Source organism: Prosthecobacter sp., from assembly GCF_044222565.1.
Taxonomy (GTDB): Bacteria; Verrucomicrobiota; Verrucomicrobiia; order Verrucomicrobiales; family Verrucomicrobiaceae; genus Prosthecobacter.
Window position 1 is genome coordinate 1 of sequence record NZ_JBGANA010000016.1, and the last position, 9,862, is coordinate 9,862.

Annotated in this window: 11 protein-coding genes; 4 read left to right on the forward strand and 7 right to left on the reverse strand. The window is 62.5% G+C overall.

Annotated elements, in window-relative coordinates; genetic code table 11:
- Positions 1-631: 631 nt before the first annotated feature.
- Complete coding sequence (locus tag ACILSR_RS21650) at positions 632-1,429, reverse strand: hypothetical protein (protein WP_395751883.1); 798 nt, start codon at positions 1,427-1,429, stop codon at positions 632-634.
- Between the two features lie 70 nt (positions 1,430-1,499).
- A complete protein-coding gene (locus ACILSR_RS21655) occupies positions 1,500-2,081 on the reverse strand; it encodes a hypothetical protein (RefSeq protein ID WP_395751884.1) in 582 nt (193 codons plus the stop codon).
- Between the two features lie 367 nt (positions 2,082-2,448).
- Between ACILSR_RS21655 and ACILSR_RS21660 the strand changes: the two genes are divergently transcribed.
- Both ACILSR_RS21660 and ACILSR_RS21665 read left to right on the forward strand, forming a co-directional pair.
- Entirely contained in the window at positions 2,449-2,808 is a 360-nt protein-coding gene (locus ACILSR_RS21660; protein ID WP_395751885.1) for a hypothetical protein, read from the forward strand.
- 142 nt (positions 2,809-2,950) lie between these two features.
- Complete coding sequence (locus ACILSR_RS21665; RefSeq protein ID WP_395751886.1) at positions 2,951-3,367, forward strand: hypothetical protein; 417 nt, start codon at positions 2,951-2,953, stop codon at positions 3,365-3,367.
- Here ACILSR_RS21665 and ACILSR_RS21670 read toward each other — a convergent pair.
- On the reverse strand, positions 3,357-3,482 hold the full coding sequence (locus ACILSR_RS21670; protein WP_395751887.1) for a hypothetical protein: 126 nt from the start codon (positions 3,480-3,482) through the stop codon (positions 3,357-3,359). The genes ACILSR_RS21665 and ACILSR_RS21670 overlap by 11 nt on opposite strands.
- Positions 3,483-3,695: 213 nt before the next feature.
- On the opposite strand from ACILSR_RS21670, the gene ACILSR_RS21675 reads away from it, so the two are divergent.
- Positions 3,696-4,589 carry a GH25 family lysozyme gene (locus tag ACILSR_RS21675; RefSeq protein ID WP_395751888.1) on the forward strand — a complete coding sequence of 298 codons (894 nt, stop codon included), beginning with the start codon at positions 3,696-3,698 and terminating at the stop codon, positions 4,587-4,589.
- A 17-nt stretch (positions 4,590-4,606) separates the two neighbouring features.
- On the opposite strand, the gene ACILSR_RS21680 is transcribed toward ACILSR_RS21675, so the two are convergent.
- From ACILSR_RS21680 to ACILSR_RS21695, 4 genes are all read right to left on the reverse strand, one after another.
- On the reverse strand, positions 4,607-4,948 hold the full coding sequence (locus ACILSR_RS21680; RefSeq protein ID WP_395751889.1) for a hypothetical protein: 342 nt from the start codon (positions 4,946-4,948) through the stop codon (positions 4,607-4,609).
- 148 nt (positions 4,949-5,096) lie between these two features.
- Positions 5,097-5,363 carry an addiction module protein gene (locus ACILSR_RS21685; RefSeq protein ID WP_395751890.1) on the reverse strand — a complete coding sequence of 89 codons (267 nt, stop codon included), beginning with the start codon at positions 5,361-5,363 and terminating at the stop codon, positions 5,097-5,099.
- 134 nt (positions 5,364-5,497) lie between these two features.
- Positions 5,498-5,803: a type II toxin-antitoxin system PemK/MazF family toxin gene (locus ACILSR_RS21690; protein WP_395751891.1), complete on the reverse strand. Its 306-nt coding sequence runs from the start codon at positions 5,801-5,803 to the stop codon at positions 5,498-5,500.
- 5 nt (positions 5,804-5,808) lie between these two features.
- The gene (locus ACILSR_RS21695) at positions 5,809-5,976 is read right to left on the reverse strand and encodes a hypothetical protein (RefSeq protein ID WP_395751892.1); all 168 of its coding nucleotides are present in this window, start codon (positions 5,974-5,976) and stop codon (positions 5,809-5,811) included.
- A gap of 129 nt (positions 5,977-6,105) precedes the next feature.
- On the opposite strand from ACILSR_RS21695, the gene ACILSR_RS21700 reads away from it, so the two are divergent.
- Positions 6,106-9,531, forward strand: a complete 3,426-nt coding sequence (locus ACILSR_RS21700) for a PVC-type heme-binding CxxCH protein (RefSeq protein WP_395751893.1) — start codon at positions 6,106-6,108, stop codon at positions 9,529-9,531.
- The last annotated feature ends 331 nt before the right edge of the window (positions 9,532-9,862 follow it).

Genomic DNA, 9,862 nt, shown 5'->3' on the forward strand with positions numbered 1-9,862 from the left:
GTGGTGGGCGGTGAGCGGTGAGCGGTGGTCAGTGGGCAGTAGGCGGTGGGTCAGAGCGAAGGGATGGTAGGGAACCGCTGCGTCGGGTCCGTGGTTATGGGTCTGTAGCGTCGAGGGCGATGAAAAAGGTGCGCCGTCCTTGAGGCGGGGAGAGGCAGTGGAGCGGGTAGCGGGGAGAGGCGAGGCGGTGAGGCTTGGGTAGCGGCGAGTGGAGACGGTGGGTGAGGTGCGGAGCGTGTGAGACGCGAGGCTGCGCTGGGACGAAGGATTCTTCGGACGCGGCGCAGCGCGTCCCTACCAGCCTGTGGTATCGAGAGGCGGTGGTAGGGAACCGCTGCGTCGGGTCCGTGGTTTTGGGTCTGTGGCGTCGAGGGCGATCAAAGAGGTTCGCCGTCCTTGAGGTGGGGATAGGCAGCGGAGCGGGGAGGCGGCGAGGCGGTGCGGCTTGGGTAGCGGCGCGTGGAGACGGTGGGTGAGGTGCGGTGCGTGGGGGACGCGAGGCCGCGCCGGGACGAAGGATTCTTCGGACGCGGCGCAGCGCGTTCCTACCAGCCCGTGGTATGCGGCACCTCGATGCTGCTGCGTGCCGCCGTCATCCTCAGCCGCCTCTGCCTCTGCCTCTGCCTCTGCCTCACTTTTTCTGCGCACGATCCTCGGTTTCGGCCTTGATGTAGGCTTTTTGGATTTGTGCGCGGCGCTCTTCCTCGGGGAGGTTTCGGAATTTCTGATCGCTGAAGAGTTCCCGCATGGCATCACGAAATTTGGATTTCGCATCGTCTGAGAGGCTTTCGTAGCGCCTCCTGTCCTCCTCCGTGGGGCCTCTGCGCTCTGCGGTGGCGGGTCTTCTGTTTTCAGGGCGCGAGGCTTCGGCGGGCGGTGTCGGCGGCACCTTCGGGGCTGGCGGAGTCTCGGTGGGCGTGAGGGTGATGGCGCAGACCATGCCGGAGATTTTCATGACCTCGTAGCTCTGTCCCGGCTTCAGCAGCAGCATGCCCATGGCCCCTGTTTTTTTGTATTGAAACGTGGAAGTCAGAGATTCGGCCGTGCCCGCCAGCCCTATCGTCTGCATGGGCACCGGCGTATCCACCCGCATGTCGTAGCTCAGCTTCAGGCTGCCGTCTGCCTGCTCGGCCAGAGCGCCGCGCAGGGTCAGGGGCTCGCCTTTGACATCGTCAGCGGTCGGCTCGATGGCGAAGCCGCTGATTTGAAAAGGAGAGGAGCAGGTCAGCACCGCGAGCTCGCTCTGCTTTTTGCCATTCACCGTCGTGGTGATGGCGATGCGGTAATTGGCCCCCAGCATCGTGGTCTCGGGCTCGGCCTCCCGGTGGCCCGGAGGTGGTGGCACATCCGTCGGGCGCTGCGCAGCGGCCGGTGTGAGGCCCGCACCCAGGGCGAGCGCCAGCAGCATGTGGAATGGAGAAGATTTCATCGGAGTGAATGCAAATGCGGATGCAGTGGGTGGAGATTCAGCGCATCCGCAGCGGGATGCGGCGTTGGCTTCATTTCAGCGGCTCGGCGGAAATCGTCAGCGAATACACCACGCCCGCCGTGGTCACGAGCTCGTAGGTTTTGCCGGCCTTCACCCGCACCGCGCCGCTGGAAAGATTGTCGCGGAAATTGATGATGCTCGTGACGGTGGTGCGCGGTGTTTCCGGCTTGGCCTCGCCTGCTTTCGCCTCAGCCTCCTGGCGCTTCGCTGAAGAGCCCGCAAAGCTGGAGGTGGACTGGATCACCGGCGCGTTCACGGCAAAAGAGTAGGTCAGCAGCAAGGCCCCGCCCTCCTCCTCCGCCAGCGTGCCGCGCAGGGAAAGCTGCGTGGCGGGCAGAGCGCCATCGGCGGGTTTTTCCAGCATGCCTGAGGCATCGATGGCCTTCGCGCAGGTGAGCACGGACACTTCTCCCAGGGCCTTTTCGCCCGACTTGGCGGCAAGCGTCAGCCGGTAGTTTGTGCTGAGCGTCGCGGCAGAGAGCGGCGGCGGAGCAGCGGCATCGCTCACGCGTATGCGGCTGGTCTGCGCATGGGCAGGCAGGCCGGCGGCCAGGAGAAGAAGAGCGGCGGTGAAAAGGCGCGGGAGATTCATGGTCGGGAGCAGTCAGTGGTGAGAGGTGGAAAGAAAACGCGCTGAGAAGAACGGGCCTGCGTGTGGTGCGGTGTCAGACGGGAACGATGCCGTGCGGATTCAGGCCAAATTGATATATCGGGGAGGTTTTCGGTTTTACGGAAATGGTGCAAGCTTATTCGGCAGGTGCTGAACCGCTGCGCGTGCAGCCAGCGCCTTCGCTGCATGCCGCGCGATGTAGGCGCACAGCCCACGCAAGCACCGCCGCGCGCCTGATTTTGCAGCGCCGGTTTGTTTGAATCGTCGTCTGGAGAGCGGCGTCTCAACCGATGACGCTCGATTTTCGAATGAGCGCAAACACACAGAAATCCTTAACCCCCTCATCACCATGAAAACGTTTCTCCCCATCGCCATTGCCACCGTGCTTGGTGCCGCCGCACTGCCGCAGAATGCCAGCGCCGCGTGGCCGTGGCATCCGCGGGTCAATGAAGTCAGCGGCAGGTTGAACAATGAGCAGCGACGCATCGGCAACGGCGTCGCCACCGGTCGGCTCAGTCCGGGACAGGCGAACCGCCTGGAACGCGGCGAGCAGCACATCCAGCGCCAGGAGTCGCGCGACCTCGCCCGGCACGGCGGTCACCTGACCGCGCGTGAGCAGCTGCGGCTCAACCGCGAGGAAAACCTGCAGTCCCGACGCATCAATCAGGCGGAACACCACAGCATCTTCCACCGCTGGTTCCATCGTTGATCGAAGCGGGTGATTCAGACGAAGAAAGCCTGAGTCATTCACTGTCCCAAGCGCGGCATCTTCACGGGTGCCGCGCTTTTTTGGTGAAAACGGCCGCCCGTAAAACCCTTGTCAGAAGAGCGGATGCAGGCACCGTTTCATCATGCGTGCTCACCTTCGTCCGAGATATTTTGCGCTGCTGCTCCTCCTCCCGCTCTGCTGCTGCATGGGGAAAGAGAAAGATTCAGGGCCGCCGATGCATGCCTCCGGAATATTTTCGGCCGAAACACTCGCCTCCAAAACTCGCCTGGCCAAGCTGGGGGACTCGGAGGCTGCCTATGCCATCCATCAGCACTGGATGTTCTCGCACGATCCCGCAGCCTCGCTCAAGTGGTTGCGAATCGCCGCCATCCAGGGCAACGCCAAAGCGCAGCACGCCATGTTTGTCTACCTCACCATTCCTGGAGAAAAAACTACGCTGGAAGACCGCATCGAAGCAGGCCTCTGGCTGCAAAAGGCTGGTGCGGCGGGGTTTGAGTTGGCAGTCGAGGCGTTGAAGCGGGGTGAGATCAAGCCGTGACAGGTGCCTGCACCACGTTGCCGTCCTTCATATTGCACAGGGTCATCCCCGTCGCCGTGATGGCCACCAGCAGAGCGATCCTCGCATTCAGTTTGCGCTCTCCCGCTTTCACCACGGTTTCCTAGATGGCCTCGGTGATCTCGCTCATGGGGCAAGGATGCGGTCCAGGGAATCAGGTGGCAAGAGCTGCCTTGTCAGGCGTGCTCGCCAGCCGCCTGGACTAGCCCTGTTCCTGCGGAAGGGGGGAGCGCACCGCAAAGGTCCGAACGCGAAGGACGACCGAAAGGTATGGACTCGGTCCCACCCGCCTCCCGCTAAAACAGCACGCATGACTTCACGCGCGTTCTCTCGTTTCAGCAGGGCTGCGGCACTCGCGGCGGCATTGTCTCTCGGGTCATGCGCTCCCATTCGCACGGTCACGGTCTCCACGCATCAGGCGCGCACGACGCTGCTGAACAACACGGTCGATTTCGGCTGGGATGGCGGCGGGGTGCGGCCAGATCTGCTGCGCAGCATGGGGGTGGAGCTCATGATTCATCGCGCCACGCGCGGCGGCTCTGGCGCGGATGTGGACTACTCCCGGCGCGAGCACGCGGCGCGTGTGGCCGGGCTGAAGTGGGGCGCGTATCACTATGTGAACCGCGCGGGAAACCTGCAGGCGCAGATCGAGCGCTTTGTGCACACCGTGGCCGCCACTGCGCATCGCAACGGCACCAGCGGGCATGCGGTGATGATGGTGCTGGACAATGAAGGGCGGGACCGCGTGTCGTGGTCGCAGCTTGCCTCTGCGGCGCAGCAGGTGCGCGCACACACGGGCGTCTGGCCGCTGCTGTATTGCAGTGTGCCACTTCCTGGTATGCCCACCTTCGCCCAGCAGGAGCGCGAGCTGGAGGCGCTGACCTCCGACCAGCGTCAGATCCTAAAAACCTGCGGCCTGTGGATCCCGCGCTATGGCGAGCAGTCCGGCCACCACATGACCTTCAGCGTGCCGCGTGTGTTTGGCAGCTGGACCTTCTGGCAGTACTGCGGAGACATCAGCGGCCATCCGAAGACCGCGCTGCTCGGGCCGGAGTTCACCGGAAACGTAGGCGGCGGCTACACCCGCAGCGGCGGCCGCGTGACCCTGCGCCACTTCTGCGACCGCAGTTTCTTCAATGGGTCACGCGGGGCGTTTGAGAAGTTTTACCGCGAGCATTCCTCGGCGGTGAGGGCTTGGAGGTAGAGGCGGTGCTTTCACCTTCATTCCAGCCACTTCATTCCGAGCACGTAAGCAGCCAGTTCATCGGGGTCCGTCGGCTCGCCAGGAAAGCGTGTGATGCATCCAGTCGCCACCCACCCGATTAATCCATCCAAATAATTGCTCACATCATCATAATGCTCTTCTGGTAGAGATGAGAAGGATGTCATAATCTCGCTTGCCAGATGGTATAGCTCCTTGCGGGTCCATCCTTCCTCAAAGAGCTGTGTCATGCGGCGCTCCAGCGCATCCCAGCCTGCATCCTGATCTCCTTTCGGCTGCTTGCGTATGTTCAAAAACAGGTGCGTCACTTCCTCGAGTGCTTGTGCATGGCTGGTTTTCATGCCGGGCGTTTGTTTCCTGTTTCTACCACTCGTTTCATCTTTCACTGCAGGCGGTCTCTCCAGTAGCCAGGACGGCGGTGCAGGTGCATCACAGAAATGATGCGCAGATCGTAATATTCGATCCGGGCATGCCTGTTCCAGAGGTGGCTTATGCGGCCTGCTTTTCTTTGCGGATGCGGGCCACCAGTTCGCGGGCACCGCTCATGACCTCCTCGTGCGGGACAAGCTGCGCAGTGCCCAGGCGGACGGATTCCACACGCCGGTTGAGTTCATCCCGCCATTCCTGGCTGACTTCGACATCATCGTCCTCATCCAGGCTGCCGATGAGCTTGGTGGCGAGGTAGGAGCGCTCCGCACGCGGCATGGACAGCGCACATTCGACAAGTTCGGCGATGTTGAGGGCGGCGGTGCTCATGCGCTGATTCTAAGAGACTGCGGCACTGATTTCAACTGGATGCGTGCCACATTCACCCTGCTCCCGCACCGCGTTTGAGAAGTGTTACCGCGAGCATTCTTCGGCGGTGAGTGCGTGGCGGTGAAAGGGGCTTGCTAGCTCAGGCCGAGCCAGCGCTTGAGGGCTGCTTCGACCTTTGACAGGGTGGCATCATCGCAAACAGTCAGACGCCGGATCAATTGCACGTCCGGGACGGTGCCGATTGATTGCGCATCAAACACGCCGGGGGCAAACTTCGCGTGTTCGTGGGGTACCTCGTATTCCGTGCCACGTGTGCTCGTTGTGCGCGCCACATAGCTCACCAAGGCCCGTTCTTCATCCTTGTAACGAACACTGAGGATGAGCACGGGCCGAACCTTTTGCGTCATGCCCAGATCAATGAGCCATATTTCGCCGCGCATGGCGGTCAGTCTTGCCACTGCTGCTCCGCCCCTTCCTCGGCATCGTAGAGGGAAAACACACTCGCAGAAGCGGAGAGCGTGGCATCACGCTCCATGAACCACTCGCGTAGTTCCTGCCACTGTTCGGGCGGCAGCGTCTCGATTGCTTTTTCGATTTCAAGGACGGTACTCATTAAGAGATTCTAAATGCTGGCTGAGCCAGTTTCAACCGGCGAGAGGCGCTCCCCACCCCCTCCGCATTTCCCCTGAGAGAAAGCTTGCCAAACTCCCGCCGCAGCGCCGTATTTTGCACTCCCTTTTTTATGACCTCCCGCCTTGCCCTGATTCTTCTTGGTTCGCTCAGCTTCGCCGCGTATTCGGCGCATGCCTCGCAGCCGACTTCGCTGGCTGACCTGCCGGACGCGAACCCTGATGCGGAGCTGAAGGCCTTCGTGGTGCCGGAGGGCTTTGAGGTAAATCTCTTTGCCTCGGAGCCGATGATCCAGAAGCCGGTGCAGATGAACTGGGACGCGCAGGGCCGCCTGTGGGTCGTCACCAGCACCACCTACCCGCACATCAAGCCCGGTGAAGAGGCCAAGGACCAGGTCGTCGTGCTGGAGGACACGAACGGCGACGGCAAGGCCGACAAATCCACCACCTTCGCCGAAGGCCTGCACATCCCCACCGCGCTGGCTCCCGGAGACGGCGGCCTGTATGTGGCCAATTCCACCGAGGTGCTCTTTTTGAAGGACACGAACGGCGATCTCAAAGAAGACGAGCGCACCGTCATGCTCAGCGGCTTCGGCACTGAGGACACGCACCACCTGCTGCACACCTTCCGCTGGGGTCCGGAGGGCATGCTGTATTTCCTGCAGTCCATCTATATTCACACCCACATGGAGACGCCCCACGGCGTGCGCCGCCTCATGGGCGGTGGCGTGTGGGAGTTCCGCCCCGAGACGCGCCGGGCGGAAATCATCAGCAAAGGGCTCATCAACCCCTGGGGCTTTGAGTTCGACCGCTGGGGCCAGAGCTTTGCCTGCGATGGCGCGGGCGGGGAAGGGGTGAATTTCATCTTCCCCGGCTCCGTCTTTGCCACCTCCCCCGGCGCCAAGCGCATCCTCCACGGCCTCAGCCCCGGCCAGCCGAAGCAGTGCGGCCTGGAAATCATCGAAGACCCCCACTTCCCGGCGGACTGGCAGGGCACGTTTGTCCTGAACGACTTCCGCGGCAACCGCGTGAACCGCTTCCAGCTCACCCCCAGCGGCAGCAGCTACATCGCCAAGCAGCTCCCGGACCTGCTCGCCTCCACGCACCGCGCCTTCCGTCCCATCGATGTCAAAATGGGGCCCGATGGCGCTCTTTACATCGCCGACTGGTACAATCCCATCATCCAGCACGGGGAAGTGGACTTCCGTGACCAGCGCCGCGACCACCAGCACGGTCGCATCTGGCGCGTCTCCGTCAAAGGCCGCCCCCTCAGCCCCAAACCCCAGATCGCCGGTGCCAAAACCACCGACCTGCTGGAAATGCTGAAGTCAGACCGCAACTACGTCCGCCGTTTTGCCAAGCGCGAGCTGCGCGATCAGGGCGCGGAGAAGGTGACCCTGGCCCTGGACGAGTGGGCCGCGAAGCTGGACGCCAGCAAGGAGGCAGACACCCACGCCCTGCTGGAGGCCGCCTGGGCGCGGGAAGGCACCAATTCCTTCTCCCCCGGCATCTGGCGCCGGCTGTGGGAAAATCCGGACTACCGCGTCCGCGCCGCCGCCCTGCGCATCCTCAGCCACCGCTGGAAGGAATATCCGGAGTCCATGAAGGTGCTGGAAAAGGCCGTGGCAGATGAGAATGCCCAGGTGCGACTGTGGGCGCTGGCCGTGCTGGCAGACATGCGCAAGCCCTCCGCTATCAGCCTGGCGCTCAAGGTTTTAGACCAGCCCATGGACGAGTCGCTGGACTTCCTGCTGGAGCAGACCTGCCGCGAGCAGGCAGACATCTGGATGCCCGCCGTGGCCAGCGGCAAGTTCAAGCTGGAGGAGCGCCCCAAGCACCTCGTGTACGCCATGAAGAGCACCGGCCGCAGCGATGCCCTGCCGCCCCTCTTTGCCGCGCTGAAAAGCGGGAAGCTCAGCGAGGAAGACGCCGCCGCCGTGCTCGGCATGGCCGGAGGCGCCGCAGACGCCGCCCAGGCCCGGCTCATGGCAGACATGGTCAATGACGCCGCCATGGCCCCTTACTACATCGGCCTGCAGGACGCCCTCGTCAAAGCCGCCACGGACCGCAAAATCATCCCTGAAGGCGCCAAAGAGACCGTCATGGCCTGGTTTGACCGCCCCGAGCCCCACGTGCAGCATCGCGCCGCCATCCTCGCCGGTCTTTGGAAGGTGGAACCCGCCCGTGAAAAGCTGGTGGACCTGCTCACCGACGCCAAAACCATCCCCCCCATCCGCGATGGCGCCATGCGCGGCCTCACCGCCCTCGGCGGCGTGAAGTCCCGCGACCTCTTTGACAAGCTCTTCGTGGAATCCCAGGACGCCAGCCTGCGCGCCCTCATGATCGACGGCCTCACCAGCGTCGGCCCGCAGCTCGCCGCCAAGCGCGCCGTGGAATTCCTCGCCAAGGCAGATGTCGAGTCCGCCAAGCCCATCCTGGCCGTGTTCCTCAAAAACAAGCAGCTCCCCGCCGTGCTGGCCAAGGAGCTGGAGGGGAAGACGATTCTTGACTCCGTCGCCGTGGAGGGCATCCGCATGGTCACCTCCCGCGGCATCCAGGGCCCGCTGGCAGACGCGCTGAAAAAAGCCGGTGGCGTCAAGCAGATGGACCGCCCCCTCACCGCCGAGGAAATGAGCGCCCTCGTGGCCAAGGTGAAGTCCCAGGGCGACCCCGCCCGCGGCGAGGCCGTTTACCGCCGCCAGCAGATGCTTTGCACCACCTGCCACGCCATTGGCGAATCCGGCGGCGTCCTCGGGCCAAACCTCGTCAGCATCGGCGCCAGCGCCCCGGTGGACTACCTCATCGAAAGCCTGCTGGAACCCAGCAAGAAAATCAAAGAAGGCTACCACATGGTCATCGTCAGTAAAAAGGACGGCGGAGTCATCTCCGGCGGCCTCATCAATGACGGTGCCGAGGAGTTGACGATTCGTGACCCCGCCAACCAGATCGTCAAGGTGGCCAAGTCCGCCATCGCCAGCCGCCAGATGAGCCCCGTGAGCATGATGCCCCCCGGCCTCACCGCCAGCCTGCGGGAGGACGAATTTGTCGATCTCGTGCGCTTCCTCTCCGAGCTCGGCAGGGAAGGGGCCTACAAAACCCAGCCCAACCGCTACGTCCGCACTTGGAAGGCGATGGGCAAAATGGAGCAGAAGGACGTCGATCATGTGCGCCATGTTGGCAGTTTCGCTCTCAACGATGAGAATTACGCCTATCCCTGGCAGATCGCCCTCAGCCAGGTCAATGGCGACCTCCCGCTGGCCGATTTGCCCGCTGCGCAAAAGATGTATCCGTGGTTCCCGAAAATCATTCAATTCGGTCTGAAATCCGATGCCGGGGGAAAGGTAAAGCTGGGCTTTAGCTCCGTGAAAGGCATTGTGGTCGCGGTGGACGGCGCTGAACTCAAGGAACTCAACCCTGAGCAGGCGTTTGACCTATCACCTGGAACACACAGAATCAGTGTGTTAGTCACGCGGGACGCCGCAGACTTGGCGGCCTTACGAGTGGAAATCTTAGATGGACCTGCGGTGGCGGTGCCGTGAAGAATTGCAATGCCGAAAATTCGTAAAGTCGATGTATTTGCATTGACGGAGCGGAACCATTTTCGCTATTCTGAACGCTGGCTCAAAATCCGTGTCATAAACCCGTCGCGTATTCGTGCCCCAACCATTGCATAGCATCTACATGAGAAACAAACCGGCCGACCCATCCCAGAACGAAACGCTCGTTGGGTCGAACGCTTGCGACTTTTTAGGGTTTGCATTGGAAGAAGTGCAGCAGTGTCTCAACGCCACCCGCCTGCATTCTTGTGCCTCTTTTTTCCGCCTTTCTTAAATTCTCCCGTTCCTCCCCCGAACAAGATCCTTTTCTCTG

What these genes read in the sequence shown, in the direction of transcription:
- ACILSR_RS21690 (WP_395751891.1), bottom strand. Translation starts at nt 5,803, where the DNA reads ATGCGCGGCGAAATATGGCTCATTGATCTGGGCATGACGCAAAAGGTT.
- ACILSR_RS21675 (WP_395751888.1), top strand. Translation starts at nt 3,696, where the DNA reads ATGACTTCACGCGCGTTCTCTCGTTTCAGCAGGGCTGCGGCACTCGCG.
- ACILSR_RS21680 (WP_395751889.1), bottom strand. Translation starts at nt 4,948, where the DNA reads ATGAAAACCAGCCATGCACAAGCACTCGAGGAAGTGACGCACCTGTTT.
- ACILSR_RS21665 (WP_395751886.1), top strand. Translation starts at nt 2,951, where the DNA reads ATGCGTGCTCACCTTCGTCCGAGATATTTTGCGCTGCTGCTCCTCCTC.
- ACILSR_RS21650 (WP_395751883.1), bottom strand. Translation starts at nt 1,429, where the DNA reads ATGAAATCTTCTCCATTCCACATGCTGCTGGCGCTCGCCCTGGGTGCG.
- ACILSR_RS21655 (WP_395751884.1), bottom strand. Translation starts at nt 2,081, where the DNA reads ATGAATCTCCCGCGCCTTTTCACCGCCGCTCTTCTTCTCCTGGCCGCC.
- ACILSR_RS21695 (WP_395751892.1), bottom strand. Translation starts at nt 5,976, where the DNA reads ATGAGTACCGTCCTTGAAATCGAAAAAGCAATCGAGACGCTGCCGCCC.
- ACILSR_RS21660 (WP_395751885.1), top strand. Translation starts at nt 2,449, where the DNA reads ATGAAAACGTTTCTCCCCATCGCCATTGCCACCGTGCTTGGTGCCGCC.
- ACILSR_RS21685 (WP_395751890.1), bottom strand. Translation starts at nt 5,363, where the DNA reads ATGAGCACCGCCGCCCTCAACATCGCCGAACTTGTCGAATGTGCGCTG.
- ACILSR_RS21700 (WP_395751893.1), top strand. Translation starts at nt 6,106, where the DNA reads ATGACCTCCCGCCTTGCCCTGATTCTTCTTGGTTCGCTCAGCTTCGCC.